The organism is Demequina maris (assembly GCF_000971155.1).
GTDB lineage: Bacteria > Actinomycetota > Actinomycetes > Actinomycetales > Demequinaceae > Demequina > Demequina maris.
This window is the reverse complement of the sequence record NZ_BBLX01000006.1, coordinates 69,547-87,922: the sequence shown is the minus strand read 5'-3', so window position 1 is coordinate 87,922 and position 18,376 is coordinate 69,547. Positions and strand designations below refer to the sequence as shown.

Below are 18,376 nucleotides of genomic sequence, written 5' to 3'. Positions count from 1 at the left end.
GCGTCTTCCCCTACGACCTCGAAAGAAACAGCCGGTGGCACCGGGTGTGCCACGATTCTGCCTCACCCGCGCCGGATGCGCCAGCGCCGCGCCCCGCATGTCGGAGGCTCGTGCGAGGCTGGACCCCATGGCGACCAGCGAGAACATCGTCACCGTCGACGAGATCCGGGCCGCGGAGGCCCGCACCATGCGGGACGTGCCGGAGGACGTGCTGATGGACCGGGCGGCGGCCGCGGTGGCCGATGCGGCGGCCGGGCTGGCCGCCGAGCGCGGGCTCCCCCCCGAGGGCCTGCGCGTGTGCGTGGTCGCGGGCCCGGGCAACAACGGCGGCGACGCGCTCCTCGCGGGCGCGCTGCTCGCCCGGCGCGGCGCGAGGGTGGTCGCGGTCGCCGCCTCCGAACGCGCCCACGCGCGCGGGGTGCGGATGCTCGAGGAGGCCGCGGGCGCCGGCGCGGTGTCGGGGGTCGCGTTCCCGCTCGGGCGCGAACGGGTGCTCGACGCGCAGCTGGTGATCGACGGCTTCTCCGGCATCGGCGGGCGACCGGGGCTGCCCGACGCCGCGTGGTCGCTGCTCGGTCGGGCCGTCGCGGCCGGGCTGCCCATCGTGGCGGTGGACGTGCCCTCGGGGCTCGCCGCGGACTCCGCCGAGCTGCCGGCGCCCGCGCCGGACGCGGACCCGGACGCGCCGCCGCGCCACGTCGTCGCGGACGTCACGGTGACGTTCACGGCGCTCAAGCGGTGCCTGGTCGAGCGGCCCGCGGCGGACGCCGCGGGGCGGGTCGTCGTCGCCGACGTGGGGATCGACCTGGCGGGCTGATCAACCCTTCTGCTCGAGCGACTCCCGCAGCTCGCGCATCGCCTTCTTGCGCACGTCGCGGCGCAGGCGGTCGAGGTACAGCTTGCCGTCGAGGTGGTCGCACTCGTGGCTGATGAGGCGGGCCCAGATCTCCTCGCCCTCGATCTCGACCTTGTCGCCGTTGAGATCGGTGCCGACGGCACGCGCGTACGCGGGCCGCTCGCACGGGTACCAGAGGCCGGGGACCGAGAGGCAGCCCTCCTCGCCCAGTTCCTGGAACTCCTCGCTGACCTCGACGATCTCGGGGTTGAGGATGTAGCCGATGTCGCCGTCGATGTTCCACGAGAACGCCCGCAGCGACACGCCGATCTGGTTCGCGGCGAGGCCCGCGCGACCCTCGTGGTCGACGGTCTCCACGAGGTCCTCCACCAGCTGCCTCACGCGGTCGTCGATCACGGTGATCGGCTCGCAGGGGGTACGGAGGACGGGGTCGCCGATCACTCGGATGTCACGCATTGCCATGGCGGTATCCTCCCATGCCCCGGGCGTGGGCGTATCGTCGGGATATGACCGTCGAGACCGCGAGACTCCTGCTACGGCCGTTCACCGCCGACGACGCCGCAGACGTCCACGTGTACGCCTCGGATCCCGCGGTGTGCCGCTTCACCGAGTGGGGACCCAACAGCGAGGACGACACGCGGAGGTGGGTGGAGCAGGCCGCGGAGGCCGGCCTGCCCGCGCAGTGGGCCATCACCTTGCGGGACGATGCGGTGGGCGCCGCCGGGCGCATCCCCGCCGGGACCGTGGTCGGCGGCGTCGGCGTGTACGGCGAGGGCCGGGGCCCGCTCGACTCGACGCCGGAGATCCGCGAGCTCGGCTGGGTGGTGCGCCGCGACCTGTGGGGTCGCGGCATCGCGACCGAGGCCGTGCGTGCCGTGATCGACGCGCTCCTCGAGGAGGACGGGCTCGAGCAGCTGCACGCGCGCTGCCGCCCCGAGCACAAGGCGTCGGCGAAGGTCATGGCGCACCTGGGGCTGTCGCTGGTCCGTCGGATCGAGAACGACATCGAGCGCGACGGCCAGTGGATGCACTCCGACCTGTACATGCTGTCCCTGCCCCGGTGACGCCCGTGCGGCGGTGGGAGCGCGCGGACGTCTCGGCGTCGTGGCCCGTGCCCGGCGCCGCCGACGACAAGTACTCGCGCGGCGTCCTGGGGGTCGTCGCCGGCTCCGAGGCGTACCCCGGCGCCGCCGCCCTCGTCGTGTCCGGCGCCGTCCGCGCCGGCGCAGGCATGGTGCGCTACGTGGGACCCGAGCGCGCGCAGGACCTGGTGCTCGCGCATCGCCCCGAGGCGGTCATCCACCACCCGGTCGACGTCGCCGAGCGGCTCCCCCGCGCCCAGGCGTGGGTGGTGGGACCCGGCGTCTCCGACTACCCCGAGCAGGACGCCGCGATCGGCGCCGTGGTCGCGGAGTCCGCCCCCATGGTGGTCGACGCCGGCGCGCTCGAGACGGTCGCGCGGGCACGTGCGGCCGGCGTGCGTGCCGTGGGCGCCGAGCGCGTGCTGCTCACCCCGCACGCGGGCGAGCTGGTCCGCACCCTCGCCGCGCTGCGCCACGACGTCACGCCCGCGGACGTCGAGCGCGACCGGGTCGGGCACGCGCGGCTGCTCGCCGAGACCGCGCGCGCGACCGTGCTCCTCAAGGGCGCGGTGACGCTCGTGGTCTCCCCCGGCGGCGCGACGATCGAGCTCCCGGAGGCACCGGCGTGGCTGGCGACCGCGGGCGCCGGCGACGTGCTCGCGGGCGTGGCGGGCGCCCTGCTCGCCGCGGGGCTCACGGCGGACGCGGCGGGCGCGAGCGCCGCCTGGGTGCATGCGCGCGCGGCGGAACGGGCCTCGGGCGGCGGACCCGTGGCGGCGCTCGATGTGGCAGGCGCGCTGCCCGCGGTGGTCGCCGAGCTGCTGCGCGGCTGAGCGTCCTAGACGCTGAAGCCGAGCAGCACGATGGCCGACCAGAAGAGCACGGCGAGCACGCCCGCGCCGCCGACCGCGGCGGCCGTCCCGCGGCGGATCGGGGTCGCCGCGAACCACGGCAGGAGGGCGCGGGTCAGGCCCGCCGTCACGCCGCACGGGACCCCGACCGCGATCGCCGCGTAGAGCCCGCCCACGCCGTGCAGCGGCTGGGCGAAGGCCACGAAGATCACGAGCGGCACGGCGAGCACGGCGCCCATGACCGCGAAGCCCCGCGACGCCGCGCGGTCCGACGCCCGCGCGGTCCTCGCGAACACCAGGCGACCGACGGTGTGCGCCGCGAGCGGCACGCCCACGAGCGCGACGGCGACGTTCGTCACCGCGACGCCGAGGAACATGCCGAGGTCCTCGACGGTGTTGCGGTCCGGGGCGAGCGCGCGGGCCAGCGGCGCCGCCGCGGTGGCGAGCGCGAGCGCGACGACGGCGTACAGGGGGATGCCGATCGCGGTGGCGAGCCAGGCGGCGAGGGTGGCACCGAGCGGACGCTCGGCCGCCTTGACGGGGGTCTCGGTGGCGGACATGCGGATCCCTCCGATCGGGCGCCGACGCTGGCGCCTCGAGCACCAGTGTGCGCCCGGGGAGGCGGATCAGCCGCGCGCCGTGCCGAGGGGCCACGTGGCCCACGTCGCCGCGAGCAGCGTCACCGCGATGAGGGTGCAGACCACCGCGAGCACCGCGACGACGACGATCGCTGCCTCCGAGGACGCCACGGCGGGCACGACGGCGCGCGCGATCGCGGCGACGACCGCGCATGGCAGCACGAGCCCGAGGACCACGAAGACCGCGGCGGCGGGGTCGCCGCTGCCGACGACGATCGCGAGCGCGGGTGCCAGCGCCAGCACGCCTCCCAGGGTCGCGAAGGAGCCGACCGCGACCGAGGCGGGCTCGTCGGCGGTGCGCGCGTGGAGCCACCGCCCGGCGGTGTGCGCGGTGACGGCGATGCCGACGGCGATGATCAGCACCGTGGCGAGGAAGACCGCGACCTCCGTCTGGTCGAGCCGCAGGCGCATGGCGTCACCGCCGCCCGTCAGCTCCTCCCACGCCATCGCACCCGCGTACGCGCACGCGGTGCCGATCACCGTGTAGAGCGGGATGGTGACCGCCGCGGCGACCCAGGCCGCCGCCTGCGGGCTCTCGAGAGCCGGGGCGGGGACGGGATCGATCGCGTGCGCCATCACCCCAGGTTCGCACGCACGACGTCAGGTCAGGGGCGTGAGCGCGACGCGCGGCGTGTCGCCGGGCGCGAGGGACTCCGCCGTGAGCACCGCCCGCTTGACGGGCAGCACGAACGTGCGCCGCTCCTTCGAGGGGAAGATGCTCGTCCGCCAGGTGGTGGCGCCGATCGCGACCTCCACCTTGACGGCGCCGAAGCCGCGGCGCGGGCCGTGCTGCGCGTCCTCGATCTCGTCGGCGACGTCGAAGGGCACGTCCGCGAAGATCCACGTGTCCGTGCGCGCGTCCCACGCGTACAGCGTCGCCTCGAAGTCGTAGCGGGTCACCCCAGCGACGCTAGCGCCGATCCGGCGGTCTCCGCCACGTACCCGACCGCTCGGCCGCCCGACGGCTGTCGGGCGGCCGAGCGGTCGGCGCGGTCCGCGGGTCCCGGGTTCAGGCCACCGGCGCGACGGTGATGCCGAACACGTGAGGCGTGTCCTCGGACGAGGTCCCGACGTGCACCGTGTACGTGCCGGCCGGGGTGGCCCATCCGCCGGTCGCGTCGTCCCACACCGAGAACGGGTGGTGGGTCGCCGCGGGGTCGACGACGATCTCCACGGACGCCGACTCGCCGGGCGCGAGCGCGACCTTCGCGAAGCCGACCAGGCGCTTGGGCGGCTGACCGCCGACCGGGATCCCCAGGTAGACCTGGACGACCTCGGCTCCCGCGCGGTCGCCGGTGTTCGTCACCGTCGCGGTCACCGTGACGGGCGAGCCCTCGAACGATGCCGACGAGACCGCCACATCGGTCAGCGCGAAGGACGTGTAGCCGAGCCCGTAGCCGAACGGGAACAGCGGCGCGATCCCCTCCGCCTGGAACCAGCGGTACCCCACCCGGAGGCCCTCGGTGTAGCGCATCGTCGGGAAGCCGTCGCCCTCGTCCGTGCCCGGGTAGCGGACCGGGTCGTCGTGGTGCATGAGGTCCTCGAGGCGCGCGGCGTACGTGGTCGGCAGCTTGCCCGACGGCGACGTGACGCCCCAGAGCAGGTCGGCGACGGTGTGCCCGTCCTCGGCGCCCTGGTTCCACACCTCGATGACCGTGGAGGCCTGATCGATCCACGGAAGCATCGCCGGGGAGCTGTTCTTCAGCACCACGACCGCGCTCGGGTTCGCGCCGAGCAGCGCGGAGACCATGGCGTCCTGGCCGAAGGGCATCTCGGGGGTCGGGGCGTCCGCGCCCTCGGTGGCGATCGAACCGGCCATGATCAGCACGGTGTCGGCGGCCGCGGCGGCGGCGATCGCCTCGTCCAGGTTCGACAGGTCACGCTCGACGACGCACAGCTCGACGGTCGAGGTCGATCCCAGCGCGGCGAGCACGTCCCGCGTGCCGGGCAGGGGGTCCACCGTGTACAGCGGGATGACGCGCGACGAGCCGCCGCCGCCCTGGCAGGCCTTCGCGGCGAACTTGTCCATGCCGACGATCAGCACCTTGCCCGCCTCGACCGGCAGTGGCAGCACCTGGGCGTCGTTCTTGAGCAGCACGGCCATGTCGGCACCGATCCGGCGGCTCACCGCGCCGTGCGCGTCGGCCGGGATCTCCGTGGGCGCGTACGGCTTCCCGAACTGGTCGAAGCGGAACATCTGTGTGAAGCGGCGCACCAGCGCGCGTTCCACGGTCGCCATCTCGAGCGTGAAGTCCGCGAGGGCGGCCTTGAGGTTGGCCTCGTTGAACCACTTGCTGTCCGGCATCTCGAGGTCCAGGCCCGCGCTCAGCGACGGCACGGCCGAGTGCGCGGCCCAGAAGTCCGACTGGACGTAGCCGTCCCAGCCCCAGTCCTCGCGCAGGACGGTGTGGAGCAGGTAGCGGTTCTCGGACGCGTAGGTGCCGCGCACACGGTTGTACGCGCTCATGATCGAGGCGACCTCGCCGTCCTTGCACGCCATCTCGAACGGCAGCAGGTACATCTCCCGCAGCACGTGCTCGTCGACCTCGATGTTCGCGCGCATGCGCTCGATCTCCTGGTCGTTGACCACGTAGTGCTTGGCCATGGCGATCACGTCGTTGGACTGGATCGCCTTGATGACCTGCGTGCCCATCACGCCGGTGAGGTACGGGTCCTCCGAGAAGTACTCGAAGTTGCGGCCGCCGTTGGGGAGCCGGTGCAGGCACAGCCCGGGCCCCTCGAGCACGTGCTGGCCCAGGTGGGCGGACTCCTTGCCGATGAGGTCGCCGTAGCGCGTCGCGACCTCCGGGTCGAACGAGGCCGCAACGCCGATCGTCATCGGCAGCGCGGTCGCGGGCGGGCTGGGGGTGCCGTCGCCCATGCCGACGCCCACCGGCCCGTTGGTGACCCGCAGGCGCGGGATGCCGAGGTCGTCGTCGCCCTTGACGTGACGGTCGATGCGCAGCTGTGCGGCCAGCGCCTCCATGTCCTCCTCGGTCATCTGCGAGAGGTCGGGCATCTCGCCCGCCATGGCGAACAGGTCGATCGTCGCCATCGCGCCGTGCAGCTGCGCGATCTTCTGCTCGGTGGACATCGCTCCGACGAGCGCGAGCGCACGCTCGCGCGGCGTCAGGTCCTCGTTCATCCAGGGGTGGACCGCGGTGTCGTGCACGGTGTCGGTCATGGGGTTCTCCTCATCCTGCTGCGTTGAAGGGTGGTGCGAAGGAAGGCGCGGCGGCGCCCAGATGCCGGTGGCGGACGCGACGTGCTAGGCGCCCGCGCCCAGCGCGTCGACCGCGGCGGCGACGATGCGCGTCACGGGTAGCGTCGCGTCGACCCTGGTCCCGCGCTCGTCCGCGGTCAGGACCTCGAGGGTCCCGAACTGCGACGTGACCAGGGACGCGGGCATGAAGTGGTCGACGCGCGAGGAGGACCGGCGGGTCGCCTCCTCGGGCGTGAGGACCAGCTCGAGGAACGATGCGCCGGGCGCCGCCGCCCGGATGCGGTCCCGGTACGCCCGCTTGAGGGCGCTGCAGGCGACCACGGCGCCTCCCCCGGACCGCGCATCGTCCAGCTTCGCGCCGACGCGGTCGAGCCACGGCCACCGGTCGTCGTCGTCGAGCGGCACGCCCGCGGCCATCTTCGCGACATTGGTCTCCGGGTGGAGCGCATCGCCGTCGACGAACGGCACACCGAGCGTGGCCGCGAGGGCCTCCCCGACCGTGGACTTGCCGCAGGCGGTCGGGCCCATCACGACGATCAGCGGCGTCTCACCAGTCATGCATGGTCCCGTCGTGGAGGCGGTTGTAGGGCAGGTACGCCTGAGCGTAGGGGTACTTGCCGGCCTCGTCGACGTCGAGGGTCACGCCCAGACCCGGCTCGTCGCCGGGGTGCAGCATGCCGTCCGCCCACGTGAAGGACTGCTGGAACACCTCGTTCGTGCGGGTGCCGTGCTGCATGTACTCCTGGATGCCGAAGTTGTGGATCGCCAGCCCGAGGTGCATCGCGGCCGCCATGCCCACCGGCGAGATGTCCGTGGGGCCGTGCATGCCGGACTTGATCTGGTACATCGCGGCGTAGTCGAGCGTCTTCTTGAGGGGCGTGATGCCGCCCATGTGCGTGACGGCGCCGCGCACGTAGTCGATGAGCTGCTCGCGGATGATGTCCTTGAAGTCCCACACCGTGTTGAAGATCTCGCCGATCGCGAGCGGCGTGGTGGTGTGCTGGCGCACCAGGCGCAGCGCCTCCTGGTTCTCCGCCGGCGTGCAGTCCTCGAGCCAGAACAGGTCGTACGGCTCCAGGTCCTTGCCGAGCTTCGCGGCCTGGATGGGCGTCATGCGGTGGTGGCCGTCGTGCAGCAGCGGCAGCTCGGGGCCGAACTCGTTGCGGACGGCCTCGAACACGCCCGGCAGGTGGCGGAGGTAGGCGCGGGTGTCCCAGTCCTCCTCCATCGGCAGCGCGCCGCGGCGCGCCGGCTCGTGGTCGTACCGCACGTCAGCGTCGCCCGCGTCGGCGCCCTGCGAGGCGATGCCGTAGATCGCCTTGAGGCCGGGCACGCCGGTCTGGATGCGGATGGCGCGGTAGCCCTGCTCGAGGTGCGAGCGCACCGAGTCGAACAGCTCGTCGGTGGTCTTGCCCGAGGCGTGCCCGTACGCGAGCAGCCCGCGGCGGGACGCCCCGCCGAGCAGCTGGTAGACCGGCATGCCCGCGGCCTTGCCCTTGATGTCCCACAGGGCCATGTCGACCGCCGCGATCGCGGCCATCGTCACGGGCCCGCGACGCCAGTACGCGCCCCGGTAGAGGTACTGCCAGGTGTCCTCGATGGCGGCCGGGTCGCGGCCCAGGAGGAGCGGGACCACGTGCTCCTTGAGGTACGCGACCACGGCCAGCTCGCGACCGTTGAGCGTCGCGTCGCCGAGGCCCACGTGGCCCTCGTCGGTGGTGAGACGCAACGTCACGAAGTTGCGATCAGGGCTCGTGACGATGACCTCGGCCTTGTCGATCCTCATGGTGGTGGTGCTCCTCCTGGGCTCGCGCCCGGTTACTTGGTGTCGGTGCCGGCGAACGGCGGCTGGGGGTCCTCGGTCGCGAGCGCGGCCGTGGACGTGTGCGGGTCGTGGGCGGCGGTGTCGCCCGCGGCGGCGCGACGGTCCTTGATCTCCGCGACGATGCGCGCGTGGAGGTCGTCGGTGAGCGGGTACGCGAGCATCACGAGCGCCGCGCCGAGCGTCAGCAGGGCCGGGATGAGGCCGGCCGCGGCGCGGATGCCCCACTCGGCGGCGGTGGACTGGACCTCGGCGCCGGCGACGTAGCCGCCGACCGCGAGGGCGTACGCGCCGAGCGCGCCACCCAGGGCCTGACCGGCCTTGCGGGTGAACGAGAAGATCGCGTACGTGGTGCCCTCGGTGCGGACGCCGGTCTTCCACTCGCCGTACTCGACGGTGTCGGCCTCGAGCGCCCAGATGACGATCGACACGAACAGGATGCCGAACATGCCGAGGATGTTGCCCGCGAGCGCGATCCACACGGAGGGGGCGAGGAACGCGATGGTCGAGCCCGTCGCGCCGATGACGCCGCCCGCGATGTAGGCGGAGCGCTTGCCGAAGCGGCGCACCACCTTGGGCACGAACGGCGCGACCACGAGCATCAGCACGAGCTGCGAGCCGGCGACCACCGGGTAGAGGTGCAGCGACTGGAACACGTCGCGCAGGAAGTAGATCGACGCGGTCGAGCTGGTGATCATGCCGGTGAGCAGCAGCAGGGTGCTGACGCAGAGCATGAGCAGCGGCTTGTTGCCCTTGAGGTTGGCGAGCGACTGGCGCATCGAGACGTGCTCGACGTCGCGGTCGACGCGCTCCTTGGCGGTCATGAAGGTGAAGAAGTACAGCGCGCAGCCGACCACCACGAACAGCAGGGTGACGTTGGTGAACACCTGCTGGAGGTCGCGGTCCGCGGTGAGCATCGGCGCGACGAAGATGCCGAGGAAGCCGCCGGTCACCGCGGCGCCGATGGTGCGCGCGGAGGCGAGCTTGGCGCGCTCGGCCGGCACCTGCGTCATCGCGGCGGCGAGCGAGCCGTAGGGGATGTTGACGAACGTGTACGCGAGGCCCAGGGCGATGTACGTCACGTACGCGTAGAGCAGCATGCCCGACTCGCCGATCTGCGGCACGTGGAACGTCGCGAACGTGAGCGCGAGCAGCGGGAAGGCGCCGAACAGGATGAACGGGCGGAACTTGCCCCAGCGGCGCGTGTACGTCTTGTCGACCACGCGGCCGGCCCAGACGTCCGTGAACGCGTCGAAGATGCGGGCGACGAGGAACAGGGTTCCCGCCGCGGCGGCGGAGATGCCGGCCACGTCCGTGTAGTAGACGAGGAGGAACATCGTCGCGGTGGTGAACGCCAGGTTGTTCGCCATGTCGCCGGCCGCGTAGCCGAAGTAGCTGATCCGGGGCAGCTTCCCCGGTCCGGGTGCAGCGCCGGCGGCGGCCGGCTGCTGCGGGGTCGTCGTCGTGGTCATCGTGGCTCCTTTGCCATCGAATCGGGTGGGGAGGGTCCCGTCCGCCCCCTCGGCGGACGGGCTGTGCCCGGCGGCGCTGCCGCCCGGCGGGTCCGGTGCCGGCCCCGAGGGCCGGCACCGGAGGCTCAGTCCGCGTCGCGCATCGTGGTCCAGCGCTTGCGGAGGGAGTGCGCGACGGCCTTGGGGCGACGGTCGCGGGTGAACACGCCCTTCTTGTTGCCGTCGACACGGAAGATGCCGACCGAGGTCTGGAAGTCGGCGAAGTTCCACACCTGCTCGCCGATCATCGAGTCCACGCGGTCGAAGACGCGGTGGTACATGTCGAGCAGGTTGGCCTGGAACTCCTCGGTCCACGGCTGGTCCCACACGGAGTGGAGGCCCGGGACGGTGTCGGCGCCGTACTCGGTCATGATCATGGGCTTGCCGTACATCTGCTCCCAGCCGCGCAGCTCGGCCTCGAGGTGCACCTCGGCGGTCGCGAGGTCGCCGGTGTCGACGTACCAGCCGTAGTAGCGGTTGAGGCACAGCACGTCCGCGAACTTCGACACGCGGCACACGTTCGGCGGCGCCATCATCACGTTGACGAACGTGACCGGGCGGGTCGGGTCGAGCTCGCGCGCGTAGTCGAACAGCGGCTCGAAGTACTCGTCGGTGCCCTCGGCCATGGTGTCGGGCTCGTTCGCGATGGACCACATCACCACCGACGGGTGGTTCTTGTCGCGCGCGATGAGCTCGCGGATCTCGCGGCGGTGCGCCTCGGCCATCTTGGGGCCGAAGCCCTTCTCGCCGGTGGCGCCGCCCATGGCCGACATGAGGTCGGCGATGCCGCCCGAGATGCGGCTGTTGAGGCCCACGGCCGCGGTCTCGTCGATCACGACGATGCCGTGGCGGTCGGCGTAGTCCATGACCTCCTCGGCGTACGGGTAGTGCGAGGTGCGGAACGAGTTCGCGCCGATCCAGTCGATGAGCTGGAAGTCGTGGTGGAGGTACGCGTCGTCGTGGCCCTTGCCCTTGACGGCGATGTCCTCGTGCTTGCCGAAGCCGGTGAAGTAGAACGGCTCGCCGTTGATGAGGAACTGGTTGCCCTTGACCTCGACGGTGCGGACGCCCACGGGGAGCGGGTACTCGTCGACCACGACGTCGCCCTCGAGGAGCTCGACGGTGAGGCCGTAGAGGTACGCGGCGCCCGGCTGCCACAGGCGGACGTCCTCGACGCGGAGGGTGCCCTCGGCGCCGGTGCCGGTGGCGACCACGGCGCCCGCCTCGTCCTTGAGGGTGAGGCGGATCTCCGCGTCTCCGGTGGCCTCGACCGCGTAAGCGACGAGACCCGCGGCGCCGTCCACGTCCGTCACGACGGTGACGTCGGCGACGCGGGTCGCGGGCGCGCTGTACAGCCACACGGAGCGGTGCAGACCCGCGTAGTTGTAGAAGTCGTGCATGTAGCCCTGGCTCTTGCGGCCGTCCGGCAGCTCCTTGACCAGGCCCGGCGGGATGGTGTCGGGCGTGAGCACGTTGTTGACGCCGATCGTGAGGCGGAACTCCTGCCCGGCCGTCACGTGGTCGGTGATGTCCGCCTCGAACGGGAGGTAGCCGCCCTCGTGGCGGACGACCTCGGTCTCGTCGACGTAGACGACGCCCTCGTGGGTCGCCGCGTCGAGGCGGATGTGGATGCGCTCGCCGTCCCAGCCGCGCGGCACGCGGACCGTGCGCTGGTACCAGACCCAGCCGACGTGGTCACGGATCGCGGAGTCGGTGAACAGGTCGTTGTACGACGCGGGCACGGGGCAGTCGAGATCGGTCTCGAGCGGTCCCGCCCACGGCGTGCCGAGGTCCTCCCCGGCGACGGCGAAGCTCCACATGCCGTCGAGGTTGAGGAGCTCGCGGGTGGCGGTGTGACGCGGCTTGAGCATCGGTGGCCTTTCTCAGGTGGGGTGTCGCTACGGCGCGACGGTGGTCGGGACGTCGGCGAGGGCGGCCGCACGGATGCGGACCTCCGCCACGAACTGGGGGTGGGAGGCGAGGTCGGGGTCGACGACGCCCACGAGGGCACGGACGGGGTCGGTGGACAGCAGCGCGTCGCCGAGCTGACGCTCGCGTGCGTCCGGCACCGGCGCGCAGCGGCGGACCGCGCCGATCCACGCGCCGAGGGCGGCCGCGGCGGGCAGCGCGTCTCCGCCGGCGGCGAGCTCGAGGCGGGCGACGGGGGCGATGCGGGCCGCGAGCTTCACGGAGGAGTCCGCGGCGATCTGGTCGAGGCGGTGGACGATGCGCGGGTTGGCGAAGCGCTCGACGAGCGCCACCCGGTACGCGGCCGCGTCGACGTCCGCGGGCAGGTGCCGCGCGGCGGCGTCCCACACGTCCTCGACGAGCTCGCGGCACACGGCGTCGGCGATCGCGTCGGCGACCGTCGCGTGGCCGCGCAGGCGCCCGAGCGAGGCGAGCACCGAGTGCGCGCCGTTGAGCATCCACAGCTTGCGGTGCTCGAAGGGCTCGATGTCGTCGACGACGCGCGCGCCGGCGGTCTCCCACGCGGGCCGCCCGGCGGGGAACTCGCCGCTGAGGATCCAGTCGGCGAAGGGCTCGGTGACGATCGGCGAGCCGTCGATCCATCCCGCCCCTCGCGCCAGCAGCTCGTCGCCGGCCGCGCGCCGCGGGGTGATGCGGTCGACGGAGGTCGACACGAAGGAGACGTGGTCCTCGACCCAGCCGGCCAGCGCATCGTCCGCCGCCGCGGCGAGCGCCAGGACGCCGGTGCGGACCCACGGTCCGTTGCCGGGGACGTTGTCGCACGGCACCACGGCGATCGGCCCGGCGCCGGCACGGCGGCGCGCGTCCAGCGCGACGACGAGCCGTCCGAGCGGCGTGACGGGCTCCCCCAGCCGTGCGCGCAGCACGGCGAGGTCCGCGGCCATGGCGGCGTCGTCGAGGTCCGGGGCGCCGTCGGGGAGCAGCCGGTAGCCCGCCTCCGTGACGGTGAGGGTGACGACGGCGACCTCGGGCCGCGCGACGAGGTCGCGAAGCGTGCCCAGGTCTGCGCCGTCGTGCGCCTCGACGATGCTGCCGATCACCTCGACCTCGTCGCCGTCGGCTCCGCGCGCGGCGACCGTGTAGAGGCACTCCTGCGCGGTCAGCGCCTCGGCCTCGCGGGGCGAGCGGCCGGTGAAGGCGGCGATCCCCCACCCCACCGCATCGTCCGCCTGCGCGGTGTACCAGGCCTGATGGGCACGGTGGAACGCGCCGAGGCCCAGGTGGACGATGCGCGGCGGCGGCGTCCCCAGGCCCGCGGCGACGCGGGACAGCGGCTGGGCGGTCACAGCTTGAACGCCTCTCGCGGGATGGCGTCGACGGTGTCGGCCATGATGCGGTGCGCGAGGCCCTCGCGGACGCGCCCCTCGGCGACGAGGCGCGCGAGGTAGGCGGCGTCGGCGCGACGCGCGGCGGCGTGGCGGCTGGGGATCGACAGGTACGCGCGGGTGTCGTCGATGAAGCCCGAGGTCCGGTAGAAGCCGGCGGTCTCCGTGACGGCGCCGCGGAAGCGCGCGATCGCGTCGGGGGCGTCGAGGAACCACCACGGCGCGCCCACGCGGACCGCCGGGTAGAAGCCGGCGAGGGGGGCGAGCTCACGGCTGAAGGTGGTCTCGTCGACCGTGAAGAGGATGAGGTGGAAGCCGGGCTCGGTGCCGAAGCTCTCGAGCAGCGGCCGCAGGTTCTCGACCCACTCGGTGCGCACCGGGATGTCGTGGCCCGTGTCTGGGCCGAAGGCGCGGAAGGTCGCGGTGTGGTGGTTGCGCCGCACGCCCGCGTGGATCGTCATGACGAGGCCGTCCTCGACGCTCATGCGTGCCATCTGCCACAGCATGTGCCCGCGGAACAGGCGGATGCCGGCGGCGTCGAGGTCGCCCGCGAGGGCGGACGCGAACAGGCCCTCGGCCTCGGCGGGCGCGAGCTCGCACGTGAAGGGCTCGTAGACGCCGTGGTCGGCGGAGAAGGCACCGTGGGCGCGGAAGTGCGCGCGCCGGTCCTCGAGCGCCGCCAGGTAGCCGGCGAAGGTGGCAGGCCGGCCGGTGGCTGCCAGCAGCGACTCCACGAGCACCGCGAAGCCCTCGGCCTCGGGATCGAGGTACCGGTCGGGGCGGAAGGTGGGCGCCACGCGGCCGGTGAAGCCGGGGTCCGCGGCGAGGAGCGCGTGCTCGGCGAGGTCGGACAGCGGGTCGTCGGTGGTGGCGAGCGTGTCGATGCGGAAGCGGTCGAACAGCGCGCGGGGGCGCAGCTCGGGCTGGGTGAGGCGGGCGGCGATCGCGTCGTAGGTGGCGTCCGCCGTCTCCGCCGAGAGGTCGTCGTCGATCCCGAACACCGACTGCAGGGTGTCGGAGAGCCAGAAGGCCGAGGCGGTGCCGGCGAACGCGTGCCAATGACGGCACAGCTCGCGCCACGCCTCGCGCGGGTCGGCGGACGAGCCGAGGCGGTCGAGCGGCACGCCGCGAGCGTGCAGGAGGCGCGTGACGTAGTGGTCGTGGACCACGAGCAGGTCGGCCGGGTCGGAGAAGGGCAGGTCGCGCGAGAGCCACTCGACGGGCACGTGACCGTGGGGCGAGAGGATCGGCGCGTCGGCGACCGTGGCCAGCAGGTCCGCGGCGAGGGTGCGCACGGCGGGATCGGCCGGCAGGAGCCGGGTGTCGCGAAGGTGTGACGTCGTCGTCATGGGTGCCATGGAACACGATTCCGGCGCCGTTGTCAACCGGTTGCCAAACTCGTGGCCACGGAGGCGCACTCGGGCGTCCTCAAGCGTGAGACGAGCGTTGGCGAGCGGTTGCCGAACTGCCTGGTCAGCGCGTGGGCGCGGGTCCCGTGGAGTCGCGCACGACGAGCTCGGTGGCGAGCTCGTCGCAGTCCGCCGGGGCGGCGCCCTCGCCCATGAGCGCGAGGAGGTGCGTGACCGCGTGCTCCCCCGCCAGCTCGAGGTCCGCGCGCACCGTGGTGAGAGCGGGGGTGATGAGGGCGGCGCCGAAGATGTCGTCGAAGCCCACGATGCTGAGGTCCTCGGGCACGCGCCGCCCGGCGGCCCGCGCGGCCTGGATGAGCCCCATCGCCATGAGGTCGTTGTAGGCCACGACGGCGGTCGCCCCCGACGCCTCGCAGCGCTCGTAGGCGTCGCCGCCGCCCTCGACCGTGGGCGCGTTGGGGCCGATCTCGACGATGTGGAGGCCGGCCCGGCGCGCCGCCGCGAAGAGGGCGTCCCAGCGCCGGGTGCTCGTCCAGGAGTTCGCGGGACCGGCGAGGAACGCGAGCGTGCGGTGGCCCAGCGACTCGAGGTGCGCCACGAGCGCCGCGATCCCCGGCTCGACGTCCGGCGACACGTTCGCCGAGGCCGAGCCGCCGCGGTTGACGGTGACCACGGGCTTGCGCGCGGCGATCGCGCCGATCTCGTCGTCGGCGAGGCGCGAGGTCGCGAGCACGATGCCGTCGACGGCGGGCGCGACGCGCTCCACGGTCGCGGCCTCGACCGCGCCCGATTCCTGGGACTCGGCGATGACCAGCGTGTAGCCCGCCGCGGCGGCGGCCCGCTCGGCGCCGCGGATGAGGCCGAAGACCACCGGGTTCGTCACGTCGGCGAGCACGAGCGCGAGGGTGCGCGTGCGCCCGGTGGGCAGCGCGCGGGCCATGGGGTTGGCGTGGAAGTCGAGCTCGTCGGCGGCCTGCCGGATGCGCGCCTCGGTCGCCGCGCTCACCCGCCCGGGATGGTTGAGGGCGCGGGAGACGGTGGACGGGTTCACGCCCGCGCGCTCCGCGATGTCGTAGATCGTCGCAGCTCCCGCGCGGCCGGAGCGTCGCTGCCCGGGCTCGGTCATGCGGGCCACAATAACACCGGTTGCCAAGCCCTCCGGACAGCCGCGATCATGGGCGCGCGCCGCGTTTCGCGCGTGTAAATTCTTCGCATTCCGTACATTCCGGACAGCGTTTCCGGTCTAGCCTGCGCTGTGGGGGCCGGCGCTGCCCTCGCGTCGCCACGCGGGTCGCCGGCCAGGGGGAACGATGGCCGCACCGGCACGGAGGGCTCTGCTGCGCGAGAGGGCGCTGCGCGCGGTGCTGCTCGCCGTCGTGACGGCAGGCCTCGCGCTCGTGCTCCTGACCGCGACCGCCGCGAGCGCGTCGACCACGGGCGCTGGCGAGCGAGGTCCCGGCAACTACGTCGCCCCCTCCCCCGCCCCGCAGGCGCCGGAACCGGCGCCGCCGCGCGCGACGCCCGCCCCGGACGCGCCGGCGTGGACGGCGGCACCGGCGCTCTGGTGGGCGCCGGCCGAGGTCCCCGCCGAGAAGAAGGCGAGGAAGCGCAAGCGCGCCGCTCCCGAGGTGGCACCGGCGCCCGTGATCGAGGCGGCCGCGCCCGTCGCCGCGACCCTCGTGTGGAGCTTCGAGCTTGCGGGCGAGGACGGGATGGCGCTCGACGGTCGGGTGCTCCGCCCCGGCGACCGGATCCGCATCGCGGCGGACGGCCTGCCGCCGGGAGGGCGCATCACGGTCGAGCTGCACTCGTCGCCGCTGCTCATGGGCGAGGGCGACGTCGACGCGGACGGTGCGCTCGAGATGACGGTGGAGGTGCCGGGTGCGGCGGAGGCAGGCGACCACCACGTCGTCGCCACCCTCACCGCCGCGGGCTACGCCCCGTCCACGGCGAAGGCGGCGGTCACCGTCGAGGGCGGCTACCAGTGGCTCTCGCCCACGGTGCCGACCCTCGGAGACCTTCACTTCACCCCGCTCAAGGTCGCGGCGACGGCCACGCTCGCGTCGGCGTTCCTGCTGCTCGCCGCCATCCCGGCCGAGCTCCTCCAGTCGACCCTGACGGAGAACTACGGTCGCGCGTTCGGCTGGAGCGCCCGCCGCGCACGCCGCTCGCGCCCGCACCTGCTGCCGCGGGCGCTGCGGAAGCCGTGGCTGCTGAGCGGCCTCACCGTCGTCGCCGCGACGCTCATCCTCGGCTTCGGGCAGACCGGCTGGCACCTCGGCGCCGAGGCGGCGATCAGCTTCCTCAGCCTGTTCCTCTCGCTCACGGCGCTGAACCTGGGGCTGAACGCGGGCCGGCTCCTCGCGGCACGGCGGAGGCTGCGCACGCCGGGACGTCTCCTGCCGATGCCGGGCGCCCTCGCGGTCGTCGCAGTGTCGGTGGTGATCTCCGAGGTGCTCCACATCCAGCCCGCGCTGCTGTTCGGCGCGGTGGTGACCGTGCAGTACGGACGCGCGATGTCCAAGCGCAACGAGGGGCGCCTCGCGCTGCTCGGCGTCGCCACCGCGTTCGCGCTGGGACTCGTCTCGTGGCTGCTGCTCGGCCTGCTCGAGGCGTTCTTCGCCGGCGAGCCCGGCGCCGCCGTGATCCTCCTGGAGCAGACCCTGGCGGGCATCGTCCTCGAGACCCTCGCCGCGCTGGTGGTGGGCCTGCTGCCCTTCACTTACCTCGACGGCAAGGCGATCCACGACTGGCACCGCCGGGTGTGGGGCGCGGCGTACTTCGTCGCCGCCGCCGCGTTCGTCATCATCGCCGTGCCCACCGGCGACGACTGGCAGGAGTCGCGCACCCCGCTGCTCACCTGGCTGCTCATCGTGGGCGGCTTCGGGGTCATCGCGCTGACCGCGTGGGCGGTGTTCCGGCTCATCCCCGAGCATGCGAGGCTCGCGGAGGCGCAGCAGGCGCCGCCGCCCGCGGACGCCGAGCGCGAGCCCGCCGGCGTCTGAGATCGGTCCGGGACCTCGGTCCCAACCGCCACACCCCCACCGGCATACCGTGAAGGAGTGGCCCGTCACCGGCGCCGGGCCACGACGCGGTGCCGGGCGGAGGCGTTCTCATGAGGCAGGTCAGGGTCCATGGCCGAGGCGGCCAAGGAGTGGTGACGGCGGCCGAGATGCTCGCCCGGGCGGGCTTCCTCGCGGGGCATGAGGCGCAGGCGATCCCGTCCTTCGGGTCGGAGCGCACAGGCGCACCCGTCGTCTCGTACTGCCGCTTCGCGGACGTGCCGCTGCGCACCCGCGAGCCCGTGCTCGCGCCGGACGTCGTGCTCGTCCAGGACCCGACGCTGCTGCTCTCCGACCGCCCGTTCGCGGGCCTCGCCCCGGGCGGCCTCGTCATCGTCAACACCACCGCCGATGCCACCGCGGTGCGCGCCGAGGCGGGCGCCGAGGAGGCCGACGCGACGGTGCTCACCGTCCCCGCCATGCAGATCACGATGACGCACCTGGGCAAGCCGAAGCCCGCCGCCGCGATGCTCGCGGCGTACGCCGCCGCGTCCGACGACATCACCCTCGACGCGGTCCAGCAGGTGTTCCGCGAACGCTTCCCGGGCGCGGTGGGCGAGGCGAACGCCGCCGCGGCCGCCGAGGCCTTCGCCTACGTGAGGGACGAGCTCGCCGAGGTGGCCGCGGCCGCCGGATCGGAGGCATGA

The 18,376-nt window shown here is 73.4% G+C and carries 17 protein-coding genes; 5 read left to right on the top strand and 12 right to left on the bottom strand.

All coding sequences use genetic code 11. The features are described 5' to 3' along the window. The first annotated feature begins 127 nt into the window (after window positions 1-127). Window positions 128-817: an NAD(P)H-hydrate epimerase gene (locus AOM02_RS08655; protein ID WP_062298759.1), complete on the top strand. Its 690-nt coding sequence runs from the start codon at window positions 128-130 to the stop codon at window positions 815-817. On the opposite strand, the gene def is transcribed toward AOM02_RS08655, so the two are convergent. Beyond that, window positions 818-1,318 (bottom strand): peptide deformylase, encoded by a 501-nt coding sequence (gene def / locus AOM02_RS08650; protein WP_062298758.1) that lies wholly within the window; start codon window positions 1,316-1,318, stop codon window positions 818-820. Window positions 1,319-1,362: 44 nt separating this feature from the next. Between def and AOM02_RS14645 the strand changes: the two genes are divergently transcribed. Both AOM02_RS14645 and AOM02_RS08640 read left to right on the top strand, forming a co-directional pair. Next, window positions 1,363-1,920 (top strand): GNAT family N-acetyltransferase, encoded by a 558-nt coding sequence (locus AOM02_RS14645; protein WP_062298757.1) that lies wholly within the window; start codon window positions 1,363-1,365, stop codon window positions 1,918-1,920. Further along, complete coding sequence (locus AOM02_RS08640) at window positions 1,917-2,771, top strand: NAD(P)H-hydrate dehydratase (RefSeq protein ID WP_062298756.1); 855 nt, start codon at window positions 1,917-1,919, stop codon at window positions 2,769-2,771. The genes AOM02_RS14645 and AOM02_RS08640 overlap by 4 nt, the downstream gene beginning before the upstream one ends. Before the next feature lie 5 nt (window positions 2,772-2,776). On the opposite strand, the gene AOM02_RS08635 is transcribed toward AOM02_RS08640, so the two are convergent. From AOM02_RS08635 to AOM02_RS08585, 11 genes are all read right to left on the bottom strand, one after another. Then, window positions 2,777-3,349, bottom strand: coding sequence for a hypothetical protein (locus tag AOM02_RS08635; RefSeq protein ID WP_062298755.1), 573 nt, complete (start codon window positions 3,347-3,349; stop codon window positions 2,777-2,779). A 66-nt stretch (window positions 3,350-3,415) separates the two neighbouring features. Continuing rightward, window positions 3,416-4,003 carry a hypothetical protein gene (locus AOM02_RS08630; protein WP_062298754.1) on the bottom strand — a complete coding sequence of 196 codons (588 nt, stop codon included), beginning with the start codon at window positions 4,001-4,003 and terminating at the stop codon, window positions 3,416-3,418. A 24-nt stretch (window positions 4,004-4,027) separates the two neighbouring features. Further along, entirely contained in the window at window positions 4,028-4,327 is a 300-nt protein-coding gene (locus AOM02_RS08625) for a DUF1905 domain-containing protein (protein ID WP_062298753.1), read from the bottom strand. Window positions 4,328-4,436: 109 nt separating this feature from the next. Continuing rightward, on the bottom strand, window positions 4,437-6,611 hold the full coding sequence (locus AOM02_RS08620) for a beta-glucosidase (protein ID WP_062298752.1): 2,175 nt from the start codon (window positions 6,609-6,611) through the stop codon (window positions 4,437-4,439). A gap of 84 nt (window positions 6,612-6,695) precedes the next feature. Further along, on the bottom strand, window positions 6,696-7,208 hold the full coding sequence (locus tag AOM02_RS08615) for a gluconokinase (RefSeq protein WP_062298751.1): 513 nt from the start codon (window positions 7,206-7,208) through the stop codon (window positions 6,696-6,698). Then, entirely contained in the window at window positions 7,198-8,436 is a 1,239-nt protein-coding gene (gene manD / locus AOM02_RS08610) for a D-mannonate dehydratase ManD (RefSeq protein WP_062298750.1), read from the bottom strand. Before manD ends, AOM02_RS08615 begins: the two co-directional genes overlap by 11 nt. A gap of 32 nt (window positions 8,437-8,468) precedes the next feature. Next, window positions 8,469-9,944, bottom strand: a complete 1,476-nt coding sequence (gene uidB, locus AOM02_RS08605) for a glucuronide transporter (RefSeq protein ID WP_082104985.1) — start codon at window positions 9,942-9,944, stop codon at window positions 8,469-8,471. Between the two features lie 125 nt (window positions 9,945-10,069). Then, window positions 10,070-11,854, bottom strand: coding sequence for a beta-glucuronidase (uidA, locus tag AOM02_RS08600; RefSeq protein WP_062298749.1), 1,785 nt, complete (start codon window positions 11,852-11,854; stop codon window positions 10,070-10,072). Between the two features lie 27 nt (window positions 11,855-11,881). Beyond that, window positions 11,882-13,258 (bottom strand): mannitol dehydrogenase family protein, encoded by a 1,377-nt coding sequence (locus tag AOM02_RS08595; protein ID WP_062298748.1) that lies wholly within the window; start codon window positions 13,256-13,258, stop codon window positions 11,882-11,884. After that, window positions 13,255-14,646, bottom strand: coding sequence for a glucuronate isomerase (uxaC, locus tag AOM02_RS08590; RefSeq protein ID WP_062298747.1), 1,392 nt, complete (start codon window positions 14,644-14,646; stop codon window positions 13,255-13,257). The genes AOM02_RS08595 and uxaC overlap by 4 nt, the downstream gene beginning before the upstream one ends. Window positions 14,647-14,770: 124 nt before the next feature. Beyond that, window positions 14,771-15,793: a LacI family DNA-binding transcriptional regulator gene (locus tag AOM02_RS08585; protein WP_062298746.1), complete on the bottom strand. Its 1,023-nt coding sequence runs from the start codon at window positions 15,791-15,793 to the stop codon at window positions 14,771-14,773. A 184-nt stretch (window positions 15,794-15,977) separates the two neighbouring features. Here AOM02_RS08585 and AOM02_RS14550 point away from each other — a divergent pair, with 184 nt between their 5' ends. After that, window positions 15,978-17,672, top strand: coding sequence for a hypothetical protein (locus AOM02_RS14550; protein ID WP_062298745.1), 1,695 nt, complete (start codon window positions 15,978-15,980; stop codon window positions 17,670-17,672). Between the two features lie 110 nt (window positions 17,673-17,782). Then, on the top strand, window positions 17,783-18,376 hold the full coding sequence (locus AOM02_RS08575; RefSeq protein WP_062298744.1) for a 2-oxoacid:acceptor oxidoreductase family protein: 594 nt from the start codon (window positions 17,783-17,785) through the stop codon (window positions 18,374-18,376).